Genomic DNA, 22,001 nt, shown 5'->3' with positions numbered 1-22,001 from the left:
GGGCGCCAAGGGCTTCCGGTTCAGGCGGTGATCGGCTCGGCGTAGTAGATGATGCGGGAGTCCCAGTGCTCGCGTCGCGCGTCGAAGTCCCAGCAGGTGACGATCGCGAGCTGGTGCCTGCCCTTGGCGTCGTAGAGGACCGTGGAGTCCGGGTCGTAGTCCTTGACGGCGATCTTGGTGCTGGTGGTGTAGCGGTAGCACAGGGTGCGGCCGGTGGCATCGGAGACGCGGATCACGTCGCCGGCGCGCAGGCCGCCGTTGCTGGCATGCATGGCATTGCCCAGGGCACCGCCGTTGCGGAAGGTGTGCGCGGTGAGCACCACCTTGCCCGTCACGTCGCCGGGGCGGGGGCCGAGGTTGTACCAGCCGATGGAATTGGGCTGGGAGAAGGGCGGGGTGGCCACGCTGCCGTCCTTGGCCACCCCGAGGCTCAGCACCGGGGTGTCACGCACCAGGTCACCCACGGTGGCCCGGGTGGGCGTCATCCTGGAGAAGTCCGTGGAACAACCGGCCGGTGGGGCGGGGGATGCCGCGCCACTCGGCTGGGGCGACGCGGAGGTCTGGCCAGTCGGCTGGCCTGCCCCCATGGACGACCCGCCGGAGGCACTGGAGCCTGCCGAGGCGGAGCCCGAAGCCGCGCCCGCGCTGGGTGAAGTGGTGCTGGGTGGTGTCGTGTTGGGGGCGGGATCAGCCGTGATCGACTGCTGGCGCCCGGTCAGCACCCACCAGGTGGCGAGCAGCGCCAGTGCGGTCACGCCCGCGATCACTGCGACGATCCGGCGTGCTCTGCTCATTCGTGGGTCCTCCTCGGGTGCACGGGGACGGACGAGCCCCCGGGGGTCCGACAGTACCCGGGGTCCCGGTTGCCGGTGCCAGTACCCGGTTGACCCTTCAGGAGGGCAAAAGATAGACTCGGCAGTGCGCTGTGGTCTGCGCATCCTCGGACGGAGCAGGCTGTGCTCGTCGTGTCATGTCAATCGCCGGACCTGTTGGTCCGGCCCGATCCTGGCTCGTCGAAGGGCCACGGAGCACCACACGACACACACATCCACTACGGAGTCCTACTACATGACCTCCAGCACTGAGGCCGCACCTCAGGTCGCCATTGACGACCTCGGCTCGCCCGAAGCCTTCCTGGCAGCGATCGACGCCACCATCAAGTACTTCAATGACGGTGACATCGTCACCGGTACCGTCGTCAAGGTCGACCGTGACGAGGTTCTCCTCGACATCGGTTACAAGACCGAAGGCGTCATCCCCTCCAAGGAACTCTCCATCAAGCACGACGTCGACCCCTTCGAGGTCGTCAGCGTCGGCGATGAGATCGAGGCCCTGGTCCAGACCAAGGAGGACAAGGAAGGCCGCCTGATCCTGTCCAAGAAGCGCGCTCAGTACGAGCGCGCCTGGGGCACCATCGAGAAGATCAAGGAAGAGGACGGCGTCGTCACCGGTTCCGTCATCGAGGTCGTCAAGGGCGGCCTCATCGTCGACATTGGCCTGCGCGGCTTCCTGCCCGCCTCCCTGGTCGAGATGCGTCGCGTCCGCGACCTCCAGCCCTACGTGGGCCAGGAGCTCGAGGCCAAGATCATCGAGCTCGACAAGAACCGCAACAACGTGGTCCTGTCGCGTCGCGCCTGGCTGGAGCAGACCCAGAGCGAGGTTCGCCAGAACTTCCTCACCCAGCTGCAGAAGGGCCAGATCCGCAACGGCGTGGTCTCCTCGATCGTCAACTTCGGCGCCTTCGTCGACCTGGGCGGCGTGGACGGCCTCGTGCACGTCTCCGAGCTGTCCTGGAAGCACATCGACCACCCGAGCGAGGTCGTCGAGGTCGGCATGCCCGTCACCGTCGAGGTGCTGGACGTCGACATGGACCGCGAGCGCGTCTCGTTGTCGCTGAAGGCCACCCAGGAAGACCCGTGGCAGACCTTCGCCCGCATGCACCAGATCGGTCAGATCGTGCCGGGCAAGGTCACCAAGCTCGTCCCCTTCGGCGCCTTCGTGCGTGTCGAGGAGGGCATCGAGGGCCTGGTCCACGTCTCCGAGCTGGCCGAGCGCCACGTCGAGATCCCCGAGCAGGTCGTCACGGTCAACGACGAGGTCATGGTCAAGATCATCGACATCGACCTCGAGCGTCGTCGCATCAGCCTCTCGCTGAAGCAGGCCAACGAGGGCATCGACCTCGGCTCCGACGACTTCGACCCGTCGCTGTACGGCATGACCGCCAGCTACGACGAGCAGGGCAACTACATCTACCCCGAGGGCTTCGATCCGGAGACCAACGAGTGGAAGCCCGGCTTCGAGGAGCAGCAGCGTGCGTGGGAGGCGCAGTACGCCGAGGCCCAGGCCCGGTGGATGGCCCTCAAGAAGCAGGCCGAGGAGGCCGAGCAGGCCGACAAGAATGCCGTTGTCGAGACCAGCAGCAGCGCCCCGACCTACTCGTCCTCGGCCCAGGCCGATGTCGAGCCCGAGGGGTCGCTGGCCTCCGACGAGGCCCTGCAGGCCCTGCGCGACAAGCTCTCCGGCAACGCCTGAGCTGATGAACTGGTGAACCCTGCTGTGGCAGGGTGAGCACCGAAGGGCCCCGACCATGCGGTCGGGGCCCCTCGTCGTGTCCGGAGGTCCAGCGGTTCGCCACGGCTGGGAGGGTGCGGGGCACTAGCATCTGTGCCATGTATCCCCCGATCTCCCCCCACGATTCCGGGATGCTGACGGTAGGACCCTCCCTCGATCTGTACTGGGAGACATCCGGCAATCCCGAAGGCATCCCGGTCCTGTACCTGCATGGCGGACCCGGTGGCATCCTGCGCCCCGGCTACCGTCGCCACTTCGACCCGTCGAAGTACCTCATCATCGGCCTGCAGCAGCGCGGTGCCGGTCGCAGCACCCCAGCAGACGCTTCCCCCGAGCGTCTGGTGGAGGGCACCGACACGGCCCGCCTCGTCGCCGACATCGAGGTCGTGCGCGAGCACCTCGGCATCGACTCCTGGCTCGTCAGCGGTATCTCCTGGGGCTGTACCCTGGCCTTCCACTACGCCCTGGGTCATCGTGACCGCGTGCGTGGCCTGGTGCTGGTGGCGGTCACCACCACCAGCCCCGACGAGGTGGACTGGATCACCGAGGGCGTGGGCATGATCTACCCGGAGGCATGGCAGCAGCTGGCCGCAACCGTGGCCGCCCACAGCGACTGGGCGCCCGGCAAGGGGCGCCTGGTCGACGCCGTGGCCCAGATCATGCTCACTGCCGACGCGGAGGTGCGCACCGAGATGGCGCTGGCCTGGATGGACTGGGAGCAGACCCACATCCAGATCGGGCTGCCGGTCGACCAGTTGCGCCCCGCCAAGGTCGGTGACGAACCGATCGCCCAGCAGATGGCCTTCACCACCCTGGTGAGCCACTACTGGTCGCGCCATGCCGCCCTCGACCCGCAGTGGTTGCCCGACGGCCCCCTGCTCGGCCGCCTGGCTGCCCTGGAGGGACTGCCGCTGTGCATGGTGCACGGGCGCCGTGACATCTCAGGGCCGGTCGCCGTGCCGTGGGCGGTCAAGGCGGAGCTGCCCGAGGCCCAGCTCCACGTCGTGGAGGCCGAGGGCCATGGCGGGGAGCACGTGATGGAGCTGTGGTGCCGGGCCACCGACTCCTTCGCGGCCAGCGGTGACTTCCAGCTGGGCCCTGCCTGATCCCGCCCCGCACCGGGCACTGCGCGGCCCTGGTCGGGCCCGCCGTGGCGCAGTCGGGTAGCGTCGTCACGTGCGAGGGGACATGACGATGCGAGGGAGTGGCGATGATCAGGGTGGGTCTGACCGGGGGCATCGCCTCGGGCAAGTCGACGGTGGGCGAGCAGATGCGTCTTCTCGGTGCGCTGGTGGTCGACTCCGACCAACTCGCCCGCGATGTTGTGGTGGCCGGCAGCGAGGGCCTCGCCGAGGTGGTGGATCACTTCGGAAGCGAGGTGCTGCTGGCCGATGGCAGCCTGGATCGCGCCCGGCTGGGCAGCATCGTCTTCGGCGACGAGCAGGCACTGGCGGTGCTCAACGGCATCATCCACCCCCGGGTGCGCGAGGCGAAGGCGTCCATCGAGGCGCAGGTCGAGGACCCCTACGCGATCGTGGTGCACATGGTGCCGCTGCTGGTGGAGACTGGCCAGGCCGATGACTTCGACGCCCTGGTGGTGGTCGATGTCGACGAGCAGGTCCAGCTGGAACGCCTGATGGCTCGCAATGGCCTGGACGAGCAGCAGGCCCGGGCCAGGATAGGGGCCCAGGCCAGCCGGGTCGAGCGGCTCCGGGTGGCCGATTTCGTGATCCGCAATGATGCCGGTCTCGAGGAGCTGGCCGAGCGCACCCATGCCGTCTGGCACGAGGTGCTCAAGCTGCGCGGCCAGCAGGGGGACGGCTGCGGCTGCTGAGCCGTGATGGCAGAGCCGTCCTCTGCCGATGCAAGGATTCGGCGTGGTGTGCGCACATCTCAGTGCTTTCTGATCGAAATCTCAGACGAATCCCGCAACATCCCCACCGGTGGCGTGCATGGACAGTGTGAAAGATGCGGTGGACGCGTCCTCCATGTCAAGGAGAGTCACCATGAACACCAGCCCTCGCATCCTCGCCCCTGCCGCCGGCCTGGCCATGGCCGCCAGCCTGGCCTGCTCCCTTCCCGCCGATGCGGCGGTCGCCAAGGGGGCCGCCACCGGCCGGACCACCGCCCAGCTCAGCGTCCGCACGGCGCCCACCACGCAGGCGCAGCAGCTGGGCATCCTCCACAAGGACGACAAGGTCACCGCTACCTGCAAGGTGCGTGGCCAGCGAGCGGCGGGCAATGACATCTGGTACCAGATGCGTGACGGCGAGGGGGTTGCCTTCGTGGCCGCCCGCTACGTGAAGAACGTCGGGGCGCTGCCGCACTGGTGCCACGGCAATACCACCACCGTCCTGACGGCCCGCACCCGCGCGGCGGTCAAGCAGGCCCCGCTGGCGAAGGCGCCCACCGTGCGCACCATGGCGCCCCGCAGCCACGCGACCGCGGTGTGCCGCGTCGAGGTGCAGCAGGCCAGGGGCGGCACCCAGGGCTGGTACCACCTGCGTGACGGACGCTGGGTGGCGGTGAACTCGGTGCTGGCCAAGCACGCGACCGCTGCCTGCCACTGACCCCCCTTCATGGCCCCCGGCGCCACGCCGGGGGCCATCCTCTTGTCAGTGGGCCCGGGTAGCCTCTTCGTCATGCGCAAGGTAGACGAGATCCAGCGGGTGGTGGCCCCCTTCACGATGCAGGCGGGTTTCGAACCATCCGGTGACCAGCCCCAGGCGATCGATGAGCTGGAGCGGCGCATCAGGGCCGGTGAGCAGGACGTGGTGCTGCTCGGCGCCACCGGCACGGGCAAGACGGCGACCATCGGCTGGCTCACCGAGCGGCTGCAGCGTCCGGTGCTGGTGATGCAGCCCAACAAGACGCTGGCTGCCCAGTACGCCAACGAGCTGCGCCAGTTCTTCCCCGACAATGCGGTGGAGTACTTCGTCAGCTACTACGACTACTACCAGCCTGAGGCCTATGTGCCGCAGACCGACACCTACATCGAGAAGGACTCGAGCCTCAACGAGGAGGTCGAGCGGTTGCGCCACTCCACCACCGCCAGCCTGCTCACCCGTCGCGACGTGATCGTGGTGGCCACGGTGAGCGCCATCTACGGCCTGGGCACGCCCGAGGAGTACGTCGACCGGATGGTGAAGCTTCGGGTGGGGGAGGAGTACGAGCGCGAGGCGCTGCTGCGTCGCCTGGTGGAGATCCAGTACGCCCGCAATGACCTGGCCGGGACCCGCGGCACCTTCCGGGTGCGGGGTGACACCGTCGAGGTCTTCCCGATGTACGAGGAGAACGCGGTGCGCATCGAGTTCTTCGGCGACGAGGTGGAGGCCCTGAGCACAATGCACCCGCTGACCGGCGAGGTGCTGAGCACCGATGACGAAATGTACATCTTCCCGGCGACGCACTATGTGGCCGGTCCGGAGCGGATGGAGCGGGCCATCGTCGGCATCGAGGCCGAGCTCGAGCAGCGCCTGGGCGAGCTGCACCAGCAGAACAAGCTGCTGGAGGAGCAGCGGCTGCGGATGCGCACCAGTTATGACATCGAGATGATGCGCCAGATCGGCACCTGTTCCGGCATCGAGAACTACTCGCGCCACATGGACGGACGCCAGGCCGGCGAGCCCGCCCACACCCTGCTGGACTTCTTCCCCTCGGACTTCCTGCTGGTGATCGACGAGTCGCACGTCACTGTGCCGCAGATCGGTGGCATGTACGAGGGCGATGCCAGCCGCAAGCGCACCTTGGTGGACCACGGCTTCCGGCTGCCCAGTGCGCTGGACAACCGGCCGCTGCGCTTCGAGGAGTTCGTCGAGCGCATCGGCCAGACGGTCTACCTGTCCGCCACCCCCGGCAACTACGAACTGGCCCGCTCCGACGGCTTCGTCGAGCAGATCATCCGGCCCACCGGCCTGGTGGACCCCGAGATCATCGTCAAGCCCACCAAGGGCCAGATCGACGACCTGCTGGCCGAGATCCGCCCGCGGGCCGAGCGCGACGAGCGGGTGCTGGTCACCACGCTCACCAAGAAGATGGCCGAGGACCTCACCGACTACCTGATGGAGAACGGGGTGCGCACCCGCTACCTGCACTCCGAGGTGGACACGCTGCGGCGCGTCGAGCTGCTGCGCGAGCTGCGGATGGGCGAGTACGACGTGCTCGTGGGCATCAACCTGCTGCGTGAGGGCCTCGACCTGCCCGAGGTGAGCCTGGTGAGCATCCTGGACGCCGACAAGGAGGGCTTCCTGCGCTCCGACCGCTCCCTGATCCAGACGATCGGCCGTGCCGCCCGAAATGTTGCCGGCCAGGTGCACATGTATGCCGACAAGGTGACCCCCTCGATGGAGCGGGCCATCGACGAGACGAATCGTCGCCGCGCCATCCAGGTCGCCTACAACACCGAGCACGGCATCGACCCGCAGCCGCTGCGCAAGAAGATCGCCGACATCACCGACATGCTCGCCCGTGAGCAGGCCGACACCGCCGAACTGGTGGGCAAGGCCAATCCCAAGGGCAAGCGTCCCACCTCGCCGGTGCCGGGGGTGGTGGAGAAGGCCCGTGGGCTCGACACCTCGAACATGGCCGTCGGCGAGCTGGCCGACCTGGTGCAGGAACTCACCGACCAGATGCAGACCGCGGCCGAAGAGCTGCAGTTCGAGCTCGCGGCACGCCTGCGCGACGAGATCGGCGACCTGAAGAAGGAGCTGCGCGCCATGATCGAGGCCAACAAGTAGCCGTCAGTCGGGCCCTCCAGGCCCGGCCGGGACGACGAGAAGGGCCCATCCCGAATTCGGGATGGGCCCTTTGCCGTGGAGCTGCGGTGCAGGTCAGTGCATCGCGTCGAGCTCCTCCTGGCTCATGCCGCGGGTCTTCATCAGGCTCGCGACGGTGGTGATCAGCAGGGTGCTGACGATCACACCGAGGCTCACCTCGATGCCGATCTCGGCCCAGTCGCCCACCAGGTGGTAGTGGTGCGCGGCGTGCAACACCAGCTTGATGCCGATGAAGCCGAGGATCACCGACAGGCCGATCGGCAGGTAGACCAGCTTGGTCAGCATGCCACCGATGAGGAAGTAGAGCTGGCGAAGGCCCATCAGGGCGAAGACATTGGCCGTGAAGACCAGGTAGGGCTCCTGCGTGAGGCCGTAGATCGCGGGAATCGAGTCGAGCGCGAACAGGATGTCGGTCGAGCCCAACGCCACGATCACCAGGAACATCGGGGTGAACAGGCGCTTGCCGTCGATCTTGATGGTGCTCTTGGTGCCCTGCCAGTCATCGGTGAAGGGCAGCGTGCGCTTCACCCAACGGATCATGACGTTCTCGGTGGCCTCGTCGTCGTGGTCCTTCTGGAGGAAGTCCTTGACCAGGTCGAAGGCGGTGTACAGCAGGTAGGCACCGAAGATGAAGAAGACCCAGGCGGCGGCCTCGATCATGCTCTTGCCCAGGGCAATGAAGATGCCACGGAAGACCAGGGCCAGGATGATGCCCACCAGCAGCGCGTACTGCTGCAGGTGCCGGGGCACCTTCATCTTGGCCATGATGATGATGAAGATGAACAGGTTGTCCAGGCTCAGGCTGTACTCGGTCAGCCAGCCGGCGAAGAACTCCTTGCCGTACTGCGCGCCGGAGAAGTACGTGACGCCGATGCCGAACAGGATGGCCAGGCCCACGAAGATGCCGACGAAGATGCCGCACTCCTTCATGGACGGTTCGTGTGGCCGCCGTCCGATCACCAGCACGTCGAAGAGCAGCACAGCCGTCATGACGCCGACGGTGATCAGCCAGGTGTAGAGATGGATGTCCACGCGGAACCCTTTCAGGGAAGATCTTCGGAGGTCTCGTCCGCCCGGGTGGGCGGCAGGCCCGGATACCGGTCAGCGGCACCGTGGTGACGGGACTGCACTTTGAGGAGTACTCCCCTCCGCTACAAGAGTTTCCCACCCTTGCCCCGTCTTCGCGCAATCCGACCATCTGGCGGAGTCTCAGGAAAGCCGTGCCCTCGCGTCGCTGTCGATCTCGCTGAACTCCCGGCCGCGGCCCTCCCGGGCCACCAGTACGGCGGTCGCGGTGATGACGAAGGCCGCCAGGTAGACCACGGCGATGGGGATGACCGAGCCCGAACGGCGCATCAGTTCGGCCGCGAGCAGGGGAGTGAACCCGGCGCCCAGGGTCGAGGCGCTCTGGTAGGCCAGGGACGTGCCGGTGTAGCGCACCTCGGTGGGGAAGAGCTCGGACAGGAAGGCGGTGTAGGGGCCGAACAGCGCCCCTTGCACCAGGGCCTGCCCGACGATGATCGCCACCGCAGTGCCCCAGATGGTTCCGGTGTCGAGTGCCAGCAGCAGGGGGAAGCTGAGCACGGCACCCACCGCGCAGGCGGTCAGCATCACCGCGCGCCGGCCCACCCGGTCGGAGATCCAGGCGGCCAGGGCCATCACGATGAACATGCCCAGCGGAGCCCACGCCTTGATGTCCAGGATCGCGGGCTGGGGAACGCGCAGCTGGCGGGCGTGCTGGACCGCCCAGACCGACAGGATGCCCTGGGTGGCGAAGCCGGCGATGCCGGCCAGGATGCCCAAACTCAGCACACGTCCGTGGCGGGTGAAGACCTCGGTGGCCGGCGAGCGGCGCGACTCGGCGCGGTCCTGCAGGTCCTGGAAGAGCGGCGTCTCGGCCACCTGGACGCGCACCACCATGCCCACGGCGAGCAACAGCACGGAGAACAGGAAGGGGTTGCGCCAGCCCCACGACAGGAAGGCCTCGGGCGACAGGCTGCGACTGGCCAGCCCATCGCGAAGGCCGCCAGGAAGGAGCCGGCCGGCCCACCCAGGTTGGCGAAGGAGGCCGCGAAGCCACGACGCGCGCCGGGCGCGTGCTCGACGGCCACCAGCACCGCGCCACCGATCTCGCCACCCAGCCCGATGCCCTGCAGCACCCGCAGGATCAGCAACAGCACGGGCGCGGCGATGCCGATGGAGTTCTGGTCCGGCAGCAGGCCGATGCCCACCGAGGCCAGCCCCATCAGCATCATGGTGACCACGAGCATCTTCTTGCGGCCCAGGGTGTCGCCGAACTGGCCGAAGAGCCAGCCGCCGAAGGGGCGGGCCAGGTAGCCGACGGCGAAGGTGGCGAAGCCGGCGACCGTCGCCATGCCGGGGCTGAGGTTGTTGAAGAAGACCTTGTCGAAGACCAGGCTCGTGGCCAGCGCGTACAACAGGAAGTCGTACATCTCGATCGCCGAGCCCATGAAGCTCGAGAACAGGATGCGGCGCATCGCCGGCGTGTTCAACCCGGCGGGCTACGACGCGGGGGTGGCATCGGGGGTGGGGTGGGGATCGCTCACCCCGGGGAGGCTAGCGGAACGACTGCCACCCGGCGGCTGGTCTCACCGTCCGCGCCCGCGTCCCGGTCGACCAGGTGCGGGCGTTCGGCCCGATGGTGGTCGGGTCGCCGTGACCGGGCCAGACGACGGTGTCGTCGTCGAAGGGGGCGACCAGGTGGGTCTCGACGTCGTCGAGGAGGCTGGAGAAGTCGTCTTGGCTGGAGGTCTTCCCGACGGCTCCGGGGAACCCTGCCGGGGGGAGTTCGGATGCGTCCGCGCTCGTCCACGGGGAGAGAACGGTATCTCTGCCACGCAGCGAGGAACTCATCGTGCGACCTTCCCGGGTGCTCGGCATCCCAAGCACAGGTGAAGCGGTTGTGCTCGAACTGCTCGCCGATCGACGTGTCATGGTGATCGCGGGAAGTGCGGTCGTGCTCCAGGGCATCGGCCAGTGTCTGGTGCCCGCCGGTCTCGGCACAGTAGTCCCGCATGGCTGCGTCGAAGTGGAACCCCTCACCCACCTGAGCGACGAACCAGCCGAAGGTCCAACCCCTCGATGTGTGCGAAGTCGTCGGGGTTCGCGGTGTGCAGCGGCATGGCCTGGGAGATCGCCACTGCGGCGATGAGCGCGTCGTACCCACGCGCTGCTGGCTTGCGACGCGATGCACGCAGCGACGCCGCCACAGCGGCGAAGGCACGCGCGGCAGCGGCGTCAAATGGCAGGGGATCGAAGGATGCCTCCGCCAGCTGAAGCACCTGCTGTCGGCGCGCTCGCTCCGTCGGGTCACTTGCGAGGAGCGGTCCAATGGACAGCTCCGCGAGGGTGACTGTGCTGATGAGCGGCACCTCGGGGAGGTCCTCGGGGGTGACGCGGGCGAGGTCGATCACGAGATTCGTGTCGAGGAGGCCAACGCCCTGTGTCGTTCTCACAGCCACCAGTCCAGCATGTCGTCGATGTCGTGCCGGAACTGCTCCGTGTCAATCGGGGGGAGCGTTGCCCAACGCTCCAGCAGTCGGTCCCGATGGAGTGGAGTTCGGCGGAGGGGAATGACTTCTGCCAGCGGCTCGCCGTCCTTGGTGACCACGACACTCTCGCCCTGCTGGACCCTCTTCAGCAGGGCGGCGCTGTTGTTGCGGAGATCACGAACCGGAACGCTCATGAGCCATGAGTATCACCCGTGATACGCAATGGTTACCAGCCGCGCGTGCGCCACTCGTCCAGGTGCGGGCGTTCGGCCCCGAGGGTGGTCGGGTCGCCGTGACCGGGCCAGACGACGGTGTCGTCGTCGAAGGGGGCGAACAGGTGGGTCTCGACGTCGTCGAGGAGGCTGGAGAAGTCGTCGTGGCTGGAGGTCTTGCCGACGCCTCCGGGAAAGAGGGCGTCGCCGGTGAGCAGCTGCACGGGGGCGCCGGGGGTGCGCACGACCACCGCCACGGAGCCGGGGGTGTGGCCCACCAGTCCCACCAGCTGCAGGGAGTGCTTTCCCAGCTGCACCACATCACCGGTCCACAGGCCCTCACAGGCCACACCGGTGGCCTCTTCGATGGCCGCGGCGTCGGCTTCACCGCAGACGGTGCGGGCCCCGGTCCGCTCGGCCATCTCGGCCAGGGCCTGGATGTGGTCGTGGTGCCGGTGGGTGGTGATGATCGTCTCGACGGTGCACTCGCCCACCAGTTCGCGCAGGCGGTCGGGCTCGTCGGCGGCGTCCACCAGTACGGCACGGCCTTCCTCAGTGTGCAGCAGGTAGGCGTTGTTGCCCATGCCTCCCACCACGGTGGTGCTCAGGCTCAGGCCGTCGGACAGCTCATGGGTCTGGATGGTCATCTACAACTCCGGGAGTTCGAGGCTCTCCGCGCCATGTACCTCGTCGGCGCTGGCGCGGCTGGTCAGCCACCCGAGCAGGTGGGCGTCGCTTCCCCGCACCAGGGGCGCGTCGGCATCCTTCGGCCCGATGCGGGAGGTGAAGCCGCTGGTGCTGGAGACCTGCAGGGCGGGGAAGTCCTGGCGGCGGGCGATGCGCTGGCAGTTCCACTCCAGCAGCCACCGGGCGATGTCGGCTTCCACCTGTCCGGCGGTGAAGCCGTGGTCGAGGTCGATGCGGTGCAGCACCACCTCGTTGAGGCGGGCCACCATCAGGTGGTGGGCGGGCATCCACACGCCGGGACGCACCTCGACGTCGTCGGCGATGCCGGCCTGCTGGAGGTAGTCGAAGGTCTCGTTGAGGTCCCCGGTCGAGGTGTCGAGGTCGATCTGCAGTTCCAGCGCACCGCGCCGCGAGCCCGCCTCGAGCTCGCGCCGCCGGGTGCGCTCGTCGGGGTACATGGTGGTGGGGACGTGGGTGAGCAGGCCGTGCACCACGCGGCGCAGTCCGTCGGCATTGCGCGCCAGGTGGGTGGCGACGTGGGCCCGGGTCCACCCGGTCAGCCTGCTGGGTTCGTGCCACTGCTCGTCGGTGATCGAGATTGTGTCGCCGAGCAGGGCCTGGGTGGCCTCCAGCTTGCGGCGTCGCAGCAGGGCCATCGACGCTGTCACGGGCATGACCTGCGCGTCGGCCTCCTGCTGATCGCTCATGTACCAAACCTAGCTGCCGTGGGGAGCGGTTGACCACCAGCCTCCCGCACGGCCACCTGCCGGGCGGTCCTGGAGGGTCCGGATCGTCGCCGTCGCGGACTTGTCAGTGGGGCGCCCTACTCTGGAAGGGTGAATGATCGTCTTGTCGTCAAAGGTGCCCGTGAGCACAACCTGCGCAATGTGTCCTTGGACCTGCCGCGCGATGCCCTGATCGTCTTCAGCGGCCTGTCGGGCTCCGGCAAGTCCTCCCTGGCCTTCGACACGATCTTCGCCGAGGGCCAGCGCCGCTATGTGGAGTCCCTCAGCGCCTATGCCCGCATGTTCCTGGGTCAGATGGACAAGCCCGATGTCGACTTCATCGAGGGCCTGTCCCCGGCGGTCTCGATCGACCAGAAGTCGACCAGCCGCAATCCGCGCTCGACGGTGGGCACCATCACCGAGGTCTACGACTACCTGCGACTGATGTATGCGCGCATCGGCCACCCGCACTGCCCCGAGTGTGGTGAGCCGATCAGCCGCCAGAGCCCGCAGCAGATCGTCGACCGGCTGATGGCGCTGCCCGAGGGGACCCGCTTCCAGGTGCTGGCCCCGGTGGTGCGTGGGCGCAAGGGCGAGCACGTCGAGCTCTTCCGCCAGTTCGCCACCGACGGATTCAGCCGGGTGCGGGTCGACGGCCAGGTGCACCAGCTCACCGACCCGCCCACGCTGGACAAGAAGTTCAAGCACGACATCGACGTGGTGGTGGACCGGGTGGCGGTCAAACCCACGGCGAAGCAGCGGATCACCGACTCGGTGGAGACCGCGCTGCGCCTCACCCAGGGCGTGGTGGGCATCGACTTCGTCGACCTGGACGCCAAGGACCCTGGCCGTGAGCGTCGCTATTCGGAGAAGATGGCCTGCCCCAACGAGCACGACATCTCCATCGAGGAGCTGGAGCCCCGCCAGTTCTCCTTCAACGGCCCCTGGGGCGCCTGCCCGGCCTGCACCGGCCTGGGTACGACCAATGAGGTGGATCCGGAACTGGTGGTGCCGGACGAGACGAAGTCGCTGGTCGACGGCGCGATCGCGCCTTGGGCCAATGCCCACGTCGCCTCCCACTACGAGCACGTCTTCGAGTCGATGGCCGAGCAGCACGGCTTCAGCGTCACCCAGCCCTGGCGCGAGCTCCCGGCAAAGGTGCAGAAGCTGCTGCTGGAGGGCGCTGGGGACCCGGTCTACGTGCGCTACCGCAACCGTTTCGGACGCACCCGCACCTTCACCCAGAACTACGAGGGCGTGCTGCGCTATGTGCGTCGCCGCTTCGACGAGGCCGAGACGGACTCGGCCAAGGATCGCTGGGGCGGCTACCTGCGCGAGATCCCGTGCCCCACCTGCCATGGCGCCCGCTTGAAGCCGACCAGCCTGGCCGTGACCGTCGGTGACCGCAACATCTCGCAACTGGCCGACATGTCCATCCGGGAGGTTGCCGACTTCCTTGGGGCGCTGCAGATGAGCGAGCGGGAGTCGCAGATCGCCGAGCGCCTGGTCAAGGAGATCAACGAACGGCTGCGCTTCCTGCTCGACGTGGGCCTGGAGTACCTGACGCTCTCCCGGGCGGCGGGCACCCTGTCAGGTGGCGAGGCGCAGCGCATCCGTCTGGCCACCCAGATCGGGTCTGGACTGGTGGGCGTGCTCTACGTCCTCGACGAGCCCTCGATCGGCCTGCACCAGCGCGACAACCACCGGCTGATCCAGACCCTGCTGCGACTGCGGGACCTCGGCAACACCCTGATCGTGGTCGAGCACGACGAGGACACCATCCGGATTGCCGACTGGACCGTCGACATCGGCCCCGGCGCCGGTGAACTGGGCGGCAATGTCGTGGTCTCGGGTCCCGTCGAGGAACTGCTGGCCAGCAAGGAGTCGCTCACCGGCGCCTACCTCTCGGGACGGCGCTCCATCCCGCTGCCGGCCAGCCGACGGGCCTCGACCGGCCGAAGCCTCACCATCCGGGGTGCGCGCGAGAACAACCTCCGGCAGGTGGACGTCACCTTCCCGCTGGGCCAGTTCGTCGCCGTGACCGGCGTCTCGGGCTCAGGCAAGTCGACGCTGGTCAACGGGATCCTCTACAAGGCGCTGGCACAGCGGATCTACAAGTCCAAGGCAGTGCCGGGGCGGCACCAGGGCATCGACGGCATGGACGAGATCGACAAGATCATCCACGTCGACCAGTCACCGATCGGCCGCACGCCGCGCTCGAACCCGGCCACCTACACCGGTGTCTTCGACAAGATCCGCAACCTCTTCGCCGCCACCCCCGAGGCGAAGGTGCGCGGCTACCAGGCCGGGCGCTTCAGCTTCAACATCAAGGGCGGGCGCTGCGAGAACTGCATGGGCGACGGCACGATCAAGATCGAGATGAACTTCCTGCCCGACGTCTACGTCCCCTGCGAGGTGTGCAAGGGGGCCCGCTACAACCGCGAAACCCTCGAGGTGCACTACAAGGGCAAGACGATCGCCGAGGTGCTGGACATGCCGATCAGCGAGGCCGTCGACTTCTTCGCCGCCCACACCGCCATCTCACGCCACCTCAAGACGCTGGACGAGGTGGGCCTGGGCTATGTGCGGCTGGGGCAGCCGGCCACCACGCTCTCGGGCGGTGAGGCGCAGCGGGTGAAGCTCTCGACCGAGCTGCAGCGACGCTCCACCGGACGCACCATGTACGTGCTCGACGAGCCCACCACAGGCCTGCACTTCGAGGACATCCGCAAGCTGCTGGGCGTGCTGCAGCGTCTCGTGGACCATGGCAACTCGATCGTGGTGATCGAGCACAACCTGGACGTGATCAAGACCGCCGACCACCTGATCGACATGGGCCCGGAGGGCGGATCGGGTGGCGGCACCGTGGTGGCCCAGGGCACGCCCGAGCACGTCGCGGCCTGCGAGGAGAGCTACACCGGGCATTTCCTCAAGCAGGCGCTGGCCGGCAAGGAGGTGCCGGTGGCCGAGCCCGTGGAGCTGCCGGCCGCGGCGACGGCCCCGGCCAAGGGTGCGAAGAAGGCTGCCGCGAAGAAGACCACTGCCAAGAAGACAACTGCCACAAAGGCGACGGCGAAGAAGACCACGGCCAAGAAGACAACTGCCACAAAGGCGACGGCGAAGAAGACTGCGGCCGGCAGGTCCTCCTAGGGTCCGACCTCTCGGCCGCCGGCCGGCAGCCACGGGGCGGGCCATGATCACGATGATCATGGCCCGCCCCTGGTGTCATTCGGGGTGCCGATGGAAGACGTTGGAGGGGCGGGGGCAGCACGCTCCTCGCGCGATTGGTGGGCTGGCTCAGGAGCCGGAGACCCTGACGGTGTCACCCTCGACGGTGGCCACGGCCCTTCCGAGCCCACCCTGGGCGGGGCCGCCCAGCACCGACCCGTCGGCCGCGGAGAAGCGGGAATTGTGGCAGGTGCACACGATCTCGGACTTCTCCACGCGGGTGACGTCGCAGCCGGCATGCGGGCACATACGGGTGAAGGCCTTGAACTCACCGGCCGTGGGCTGCGAGACCACGAAGTTGGAGCCCTCGATGATCTTGGCGCTGCCGACAGGAACCTCCGAGGCCGGCACCTCGGCCGGGCCAGCGGTCTTCTCCTCGGGGCTCGAGCAGCCGGCGACGCCGACCGCACCAGAGGCGGCGCCAGCGGCCAGGCCAGCGGTCTTGAGGACGTCACGACGGGTGGGGCTCATGGGTACTCCTGGTCAGGTCTTGTCGACGGGGGCTCGTCTGGTGGCCCACGCTACCCGGTGGACCGGGAGCCCGCAGTGTGGCCCCGTCTCAGGCTTCGCGCAGGGTGACGACCTCCCCGTCGAGGGTGGCCATCGCGCCGCTGAGGCCGGTTTCGGCAGGGCCGGAGAGCACCGACCCGTCGGCGGCGGAGAAGCGGGCATCGTGGCAGGTGCACACGATCTCGGACTTCTCCACGCGGGTGACGTCGCAGCCGGCGTGCGGGCACAGCCTGTCGAAGGCCTTGAACTGTCCGGCGGTGGGCTGGGCCACGACGAAGCGGGAGTCCTCGACGATCACGGCACCCCCGACCGGCACCTCCGCGGCCTTGATGGTGGCAGGGCCCTCGGCGATGGTCTCGGGCGAGGAACAGCCAGTCAGGCCTGCGGCCCCGGTGGCTGCTCCGGCGGCGAGGCCAGCGGTCTTGAGGACGTCACGGCGGGTGGGACTCATGGCTACTCCTGGAGGTCGTGGTCCTGACAACCTATCCACCACCCCTGGCGTCGTCGGCAGGGGGCCTCGGGGTCAGCTGGCGGGCGGCCTCCCGACGAGATCGGGTCTGTCGGAGGCGCCTCCTAGACTGGCCGGCATGGCCGATCCGTCCACCTACCGCCCCCAGCCCGGCACGATCCCCACCGACCCGGGGGTCTACCGCTTCAGCAACGCCCACGGCCAAGTGATCTACGTCGGCAAGGCCAAGAACCTGCGCCAGCGGCTCAACTCCTACTTTGCCGACCCGGCCAACCTGCACTTCCGAACCCAGACGATGGTGCGCACCGCCGCCAAGGTGGAGTGGACGGTGGTGCAGAACGAGCTGGAGAGCCTCCAGCTCGAGTACACCTGGATCCAACAGTACGACCCTCGCTTCAACGTCAAGTACCGCGACGACAAGTCCTACCCGTGGCTGTGCATCACCTGGAGCGAGGAGTACCCGCGCGTCTTCGTCGGCCGCGGCGCCAAGAAGAAGGGCTACCGCTACTACGGCCCCTTCGCCCAGGCCTGGGCGATCCGCGAGACCGTCGACGCCCTGCTGCACGTCTTCCCGATGCGTTCGTGCACCAATGGGGTCTTCCGCAATGCCGCCGCAGCCGGGCGGCCCTGCCTGCTGGGCTACATCGGCAAGTGCTCGGCCCCCTGCGTGGACAGGATCAGTCCCGAGGAGCACCGCGAGATCGTTTCCGACTTCTGCAGTTTCATGGCGGGCCAGACCGGCCAGTTGCTGCGCCGCATCGAGGCGGACATGAAGCAGGCCTCCCGCGAGCTCGAATTCGAGAAGGCTGCAGTGTTGCGCGACTCGCTGGAGGCACTGCGGCAGGCCAGTGAGCGCAATGCCATCGTGCTCGACGACGGTACCGATGCCGACGTGATCGCGCTGGCCGAGGACCCCCTCGAGGTGGCGGTGCACATCTTCAACGTCCGCCAGGGCCGGGTACGGGGTGAGCGCGGCTGGGTGGCGGACCGGGCCGACGACGCCGACACCGCGGAGCTGGTGGAGCAGTTCCTGCTGCAGATCTATGCCGACGAGAAGGCCGCCGACACCGAGACCGCCTCGGCGATCCCGCGCGAGGTACTGGTTCCGGTGATGCCGGCCTCCGGCGAGGCGATGGCCCAGCTGCTGTCCGAGCAGCGCCACGCCAAGGTGAACCTGCACGTGCCCCAGCGCGGGGACAAGCGGGTGCTGATGGAGACCGTCGCCAAGAATGCCACCGAGGGCCTGCAGCAGCACAAGATGAAGCGGGCCAGCGACCTGTCGACCCGCAACCGTGCGTTGGAGCAGATCCAGGACCTGCTGGAGCTGCCCACCGTGCCGCTGCGTCTGGAGTGCTATGACATCTCCCACCTGCAGGGCACCGAGGTGGTCGGCTCGATGGTGGTCTTCGAGGACGGGCTGCCCCGCAAGAGCGAGTACCGCCGTTTCGTGATCAGGAGCTTCGAGGGCTCCGACGACCTGCGCGCCATGAAGGAGGTGCTCACCCGGCGCTTCCGCCGCTTGCTGGACGACCGGGCGAGCATGAGCGCCGAGGCTGAGGGGGGTCCGGTGCTGATCGACGCCACCACCGGGGCGCCCCGCAAGTTCGCCTATGCCCCTCAGCTTGTGGTGGTCGACGGCGGCCAGCCCCAGGTGGAGGCCGCGGCCGAGGTGTTGGAGGAGCTGGGGCTGGCCGGCGAGATCGCCCTGTGCGGGCTGGCCAAGCGGCTGGAGGAGGTGTGGATGCCGGGGGAGGAGTATCCGCTGATCCTGCCGCGCACCTCCGAGGGGCTCTACCTGTTGCAGCGGCTGCGCGACGAGGCGCACCGTTTCGCCATCACGCACCACCGTGGCCGGCGCAGCAAGGCGATGGTGGAGTCGGTGCTGGACGACGTGCCCGGCCTTGGCGAAACCCGGCGCAAGGCGCTGCTCAAGCACTTCGGCTCCCTGCGCAAGCTGCGCTCGGCCAGCGAGGAGGAGATCGCGATGGTGCCCGGCTTCGGCCCCAAGCTGGCCGGCCAGGTGGCCTCGGCGTTGCGGGCCGAGGAGCCCGGCGAGCAGGTCAACATGACCACTGGCGAGGTGCTGCCGGCCTGAGGGCCCCGCGACCCCCCCGGACCGATCGCTGGATGGGCGTCGGTACCGGACTGGCAAGGGTGGCCACGGTGACAAGGCAGCCGCGGCTTTCGCCGTGCTCGGCCATAATGGGGCCATGAGCCCCCAGAGCAGTCCTCGCGTCGTCGTCATCACCGGCATGTCCGGCGCCGGGCGCCGCACGGCCGCCCATGCGATGGAGGACCTCGGTTGGTATGTCGTGGACAACCTCCCGCCGTCCCTGTTGCCCAACCTCGTCGACCTGGCGAGGGACAAGCAGATCGAGAAGCTGGGCGTCGTGCTCGACGTGCGCAGCCGCACCCTGTTCGACCAGCTCGGCGCGGTCTTCGCCGACCTCGGCGAGCAGGGCGTGGACATCGAGATCCTCTACCTCGAGGCCGACGATGCCGTCATCGTGCAGCGCCAGGAGTCGATCCGCCGCCCGCTGCCGCTGCAGGGCGACGGCCGCCTGCTGGACGGGGTGGAGAAGGAACGCGCGATGCTGTCCACGCTGCGCGCCTCGGCCGACATCGTCATCGACACCTCCAACATCAACGTGCACCAGCTCGGGGCACGCGTGGCGCACTCCTATGGCGGGGACGACGGCGACCGGATCCGTGCTGCGGTGATGAGTTTCGGCTTCAAGAACGGCGTGCCGCTGGATTCCGACCTGGTGCTCGACGTGCGCTTCCTGCCCAATCCCCACTGGGTTCCCGAGCTGCGGCCCCAGACCGGCCTGTCCGAGGCGGTCAGCGGCTATGTGCTGGCCCAGCCCGGGGCCGAGGAATTCCTGGACCAGCTCGAGGGGCTCTTCGCGACGATGGCTCCCGGCTATGTGCGGGAGGGCAAGCGCCAGGTGACCATCGCCATCGGCTGCACCGGAGGCAAGCACCGCTCCACGGCGATGAGCGAGGCCTTCGGTGCCCGCCTGCGCGCCCGGGGCATCCCGGTGACGGTGATGCACCGCGACCTGGGCAAGGAGTGAGCCGATGAGTCGATCCGATCGACCGGCGGTCACCGCGCTGGGTGGCGGCCATGGCCTGTCGGCGAGCCTGAGCGCCCTGCGCCGGGTGACCGACCGGCTCACCGCGGTGGTCACCGTCGCCGACGACGGGGGCTCCTCGGGCCGGTTGCGCGGCGAGTTCGACTGCCTGCCCCCCGGTGACCTGCGGATGGCCCTGGCCGCGCTGTGTGGCGACGACCACGACGGCCGGCTGTGGGCCGACGTCCTGCAGTCGCGCTTCACCGGGGACGGGCCCCTGGCCGGGCACGCGGTGGGCAACCTGCTCATCGCCGGACTGTGGCAGCACCTGGACGATCCGGTCGAGGGGCTGGACCGGGTGGGCCAGCTGCTGCGCACCCGGGGGCGGGTGCTGCCGATGTCACTGACCCCCCTCACCATCGCCGCCGAGGTGATCGGCCTTGATCCGCTGCGTCCCGACGAGATGTGCACCCTGGCGGGTCAGGCGACGGTGGCCAAGACGCGCGCCCAGGTGCAGAAGATCCGGCTCGAGCCGGCCGATGCGCCCGCCTGTCCGGACGCCCTGGCCGCCATCGAGCAGAGCGACTACATCGTGCTCGGCCCGGGCTCGTGGTTCACCTCCGTGCTGCCGCACCTGTTGGTCGACGAGCTGGCCACGGCCATTGCCGGTGCGCGCGGGAGGCGGATCCTGACGCTGAACATCGCACCCGCGGACGAGACCGACGGTTTCAGTGCCTCGCGCCACATCGAGCTGGTCGCCGAGCATGCGCCGAGCCTTCGCCTGGATGTCGTGGTGGCCGACCAGAGCTTCGCCGACGAACACCTGGACACCTTCGTCCGCTCCCTGGGGGCGGAGCTGGTGGTCGCCGACGTGGCGATGCGCGACGGGACGCCGCGCCACGACCCCTTGCGGCTGGCCTCGGTCTATGCGGACCTGATGGGGGAGTGAGCTGTCCCCAGCTGCCCGGGGCCCGTCCACCGGTGGTCGCGCGCCGAGGGCGTGATCATGGTTGAATCACCCCCGTGTCGCGGGCCTCGTCGTGCAGGCGGTGTCCGGCCTCGGGGGAGGCAGCTGGATCGCGGGGGCGACTGTCGTGCCCGCTGAACGCAGTCGTGCCCGCTGGACGGGCAGAGGAAGGACATCCCCATGGCCATGACCCCCCAGGTGAAGGCGGAGCTTGCCACCATTCGCGTCAGCAAGCCGTGCTGTCGCCGCGCCGAGGTGGCCAGCATGCTGCGCTTCGGCGGGGGCCTGCACATCGTCAGCGGCAGGATCGTCGTCGAGGCCGAGTTCGACACCGGTGCCGCGGCCCGTCGGCTGCGCACCGCCATCCAGGAGCTCCACGGGCTGACCGCCGAGATGATCATGGTCAACGCGTCCGGGATCCGTCGCCAGACGCGCTACACCCTCCGCCTGGTGCAGGGTGCCGACGACCTGGCGCGGCAGACCGGCCTGACCGACTCCCACGGCCGCCCGGTGCGCGGCCTGCCGTCGATCATCGTCGGTGGCGGCACCTGCTGCCAGGTGGCGGCCTGGCGTGGCGCCTTCCTGGCCCACGGCTCGCTGACCGAGCCGGGCCGGTCCATGTCGCTGGAGGTCACCTGTCCCGGCTCCGAGGCGGCCCTGGCGCTGGTCGGGGCGGCCCGTCGCCTCCAGGTCACGGCCAAGGCCCGTGAGGTGCGCGGCGTCGACCGTGTGGTGGTGCGGGACGGGAACGCGATCGCCGCGATGCTCACCCGGCTGGGGGCCCACGAGAGCCTGCTGGTCTGGGAGGAGCGCCGGATGCGTCGCGAGGTGAGGGCCTCGGCCAACCGGCTGGCCAATTTCGACGATGCCAACCTGCGCCGCTCGGCGCGCGCCGCGGTCGCCGCCGGTGCCCGGGTGGAGCGTGCCCTGGAGATCCTGGGTGACGACGTGCCCGACCACCTGCGCACCGCGGGCCTGCTGCGCCTGGAGCACCGCAATGCCAGCCTCGAGGAGCTGGGTCAGCTGCACGTGCCTCCGTTGACCAAGGATGCCGTCGCGGGCCGGATCCGTCGCCTGCTGGCCACCGCCGACAAGCGGGCCCACGAGCTGGGCATCCCCGGTACCGAGGCGGGCCTGCACGGGGCCGGGGCGGGCCCGGGCGGGGGCGACCAGGGCTGAGGGGCGCACGATGCCCCCGAACGGGTCATTGCCGGCGCCGGCAGGCCGCTGTTCGCGTGACGCTGATACCACTGACTGTTGCGGTCTGGTCA

21 protein-coding genes are annotated in these 22,001 nt (G+C 68.8%); 10 read left to right on the top strand and 11 right to left on the bottom strand.

The window, feature by feature from the left end; genetic code table 11:
- Positions 1-20 precede the first annotated feature (20 nt).
- Positions 21-794: a class F sortase gene (locus ACYVKA_RS07195; RefSeq protein ID WP_460704182.1), complete on the bottom strand. Its 774-nt coding sequence runs from the start codon at positions 792-794 to the stop codon at positions 21-23.
- 274 nt (positions 795-1,068) lie between these two features.
- Here ACYVKA_RS07195 and rpsA point away from each other — a divergent pair, with 274 nt between their 5' ends.
- The 5 genes from rpsA (at position 1,069) to uvrB (ending at position 7,307) form a co-directional block, all read left to right on the top strand.
- Positions 1,069-2,532: a 30S ribosomal protein S1 gene (gene rpsA / locus ACYVKA_RS07190; RefSeq protein WP_460704180.1), complete on the top strand. Its 1,464-nt coding sequence runs from the start codon at positions 1,069-1,071 to the stop codon at positions 2,530-2,532.
- A gap of 170 nt (positions 2,533-2,702) precedes the next feature.
- Positions 2,703-3,677 carry an alpha/beta fold hydrolase gene (locus ACYVKA_RS07185; RefSeq protein WP_460704178.1) on the top strand — a complete coding sequence of 325 codons (975 nt, stop codon included), beginning with the start codon at positions 2,703-2,705 and terminating at the stop codon, positions 3,675-3,677.
- A 104-nt stretch (positions 3,678-3,781) separates the two neighbouring features.
- Positions 3,782-4,405 (top strand): dephospho-CoA kinase, encoded by a 624-nt coding sequence (gene coaE / locus ACYVKA_RS07180; RefSeq protein ID WP_460704177.1) that lies wholly within the window; start codon positions 3,782-3,784, stop codon positions 4,403-4,405.
- Between the two features lie 172 nt (positions 4,406-4,577).
- Positions 4,578-5,141, top strand: a complete 564-nt coding sequence (locus tag ACYVKA_RS07175; protein WP_460704175.1) for an SH3 domain-containing protein — start codon at positions 4,578-4,580, stop codon at positions 5,139-5,141.
- Positions 5,142-5,213: 72 nt separating this feature from the next.
- A complete protein-coding gene (gene uvrB, locus ACYVKA_RS07170) occupies positions 5,214-7,307 on the top strand; it encodes an excinuclease ABC subunit UvrB (RefSeq protein WP_460704173.1) in 2,094 nt (697 codons plus the stop codon).
- 93 nt (positions 7,308-7,400) lie between these two features.
- On the opposite strand, the gene ACYVKA_RS07165 is transcribed toward uvrB, so the two are convergent.
- The 8 genes from ACYVKA_RS07165 to ACYVKA_RS07130 all read right to left on the bottom strand — a co-directional run bounded on the left by ACYVKA_RS07165 (position 7,401) and on the right by ACYVKA_RS07130 (position 12,464).
- Positions 7,401-8,378: a TerC family protein gene (locus ACYVKA_RS07165; protein WP_460704171.1), complete on the bottom strand. Its 978-nt coding sequence runs from the start codon at positions 8,376-8,378 to the stop codon at positions 7,401-7,403.
- 177 nt (positions 8,379-8,555) lie between these two features.
- Positions 8,556-9,266, bottom strand: a complete 711-nt coding sequence (locus ACYVKA_RS07160) for an MFS transporter (RefSeq protein WP_460704885.1) — start codon at positions 9,264-9,266, stop codon at positions 8,556-8,558.
- Positions 9,152-9,844, bottom strand: coding sequence for an MFS transporter (locus ACYVKA_RS07155; protein WP_460704169.1), 693 nt, complete (start codon positions 9,842-9,844; stop codon positions 9,152-9,154). The genes ACYVKA_RS07160 and ACYVKA_RS07155 overlap by 115 nt, the downstream gene beginning before the upstream one ends.
- Positions 9,845-9,923: 79 nt before the next feature.
- A complete protein-coding gene (locus ACYVKA_RS07150) occupies positions 9,924-10,220 on the bottom strand; it encodes a hypothetical protein (RefSeq protein ID WP_460704167.1) in 297 nt (98 codons plus the stop codon).
- Between the two features lie 185 nt (positions 10,221-10,405).
- Positions 10,406-10,822 (bottom strand): PIN domain-containing protein, encoded by a 417-nt coding sequence (locus ACYVKA_RS07145; protein WP_460704165.1) that lies wholly within the window; start codon positions 10,820-10,822, stop codon positions 10,406-10,408.
- Positions 10,819-11,052 carry a type II toxin-antitoxin system Phd/YefM family antitoxin gene (locus ACYVKA_RS07140; RefSeq protein ID WP_460704163.1) on the bottom strand — a complete coding sequence of 78 codons (234 nt, stop codon included), beginning with the start codon at positions 11,050-11,052 and terminating at the stop codon, positions 10,819-10,821. The genes ACYVKA_RS07145 and ACYVKA_RS07140 overlap by 4 nt, the downstream gene beginning before the upstream one ends.
- A 32-nt stretch (positions 11,053-11,084) precedes the next feature.
- Positions 11,085-11,717, bottom strand: a complete 633-nt coding sequence (locus tag ACYVKA_RS07135; protein WP_460704161.1) for an MBL fold metallo-hydrolase — start codon at positions 11,715-11,717, stop codon at positions 11,085-11,087.
- Positions 11,718-12,464, bottom strand: coding sequence for a TyeA family type III secretion system gatekeeper subunit (locus ACYVKA_RS07130; protein ID WP_460704159.1), 747 nt, complete (start codon positions 12,462-12,464; stop codon positions 11,718-11,720).
- A 129-nt stretch (positions 12,465-12,593) separates the two neighbouring features.
- Here ACYVKA_RS07130 and uvrA point away from each other — a divergent pair, with 129 nt between their 5' ends.
- Positions 12,594-15,632 carry an excinuclease ABC subunit UvrA gene (gene uvrA / locus ACYVKA_RS07125; RefSeq protein WP_460704157.1) on the top strand — a complete coding sequence of 1,013 codons (3,039 nt, stop codon included), beginning with the start codon at positions 12,594-12,596 and terminating at the stop codon, positions 15,630-15,632.
- Between the two features lie 147 nt (positions 15,633-15,779).
- Here uvrA and ACYVKA_RS07120 read toward each other — a convergent pair whose 3' ends face one another.
- On the bottom strand, positions 15,780-16,181 hold the full coding sequence (locus ACYVKA_RS07120; RefSeq protein WP_460704155.1) for a Rieske (2Fe-2S) protein: 402 nt from the start codon (positions 16,179-16,181) through the stop codon (positions 15,780-15,782).
- Between the two features lie 88 nt (positions 16,182-16,269).
- Complete coding sequence (locus ACYVKA_RS07115) at positions 16,270-16,671, bottom strand: Rieske (2Fe-2S) protein (protein ID WP_460704153.1); 402 nt, start codon at positions 16,669-16,671, stop codon at positions 16,270-16,272.
- A 136-nt stretch (positions 16,672-16,807) separates the two neighbouring features.
- Between ACYVKA_RS07115 and uvrC the strand changes: the two genes are divergently transcribed.
- From uvrC to whiA, 4 genes are all read left to right on the top strand, one after another.
- Entirely contained in the window at positions 16,808-18,784 is a 1,977-nt protein-coding gene (gene uvrC / locus ACYVKA_RS07110; RefSeq protein WP_460704151.1) for an excinuclease ABC subunit UvrC, read from the top strand.
- Between the two features lie 115 nt (positions 18,785-18,899).
- Positions 18,900-19,766: an RNase adapter RapZ gene (rapZ, locus tag ACYVKA_RS07105; protein ID WP_394277129.1), complete on the top strand. Its 867-nt coding sequence runs from the start codon at positions 18,900-18,902 to the stop codon at positions 19,764-19,766.
- A gap of 4 nt (positions 19,767-19,770) precedes the next feature.
- The gene (locus tag ACYVKA_RS07100) at positions 19,771-20,712 is read left to right on the top strand and encodes a gluconeogenesis factor YvcK family protein (RefSeq protein ID WP_394277130.1); all 942 of its coding nucleotides are present in this window, start codon (positions 19,771-19,773) and stop codon (positions 20,710-20,712) included.
- 198 nt (positions 20,713-20,910) lie between these two features.
- Positions 20,911-21,909, top strand: coding sequence for a DNA-binding protein WhiA (gene whiA, locus ACYVKA_RS07095; protein ID WP_460704149.1), 999 nt, complete (start codon positions 20,911-20,913; stop codon positions 21,907-21,909).
- Positions 21,910-22,001 lie beyond the last annotated feature (92 nt).

The organism is Luteococcus sediminum, from assembly GCF_054783495.1.
The sequence above is the reverse complement of the archived record's forward strand: the minus strand, read 5'-3'. Positions and strand labels throughout refer to the sequence as shown.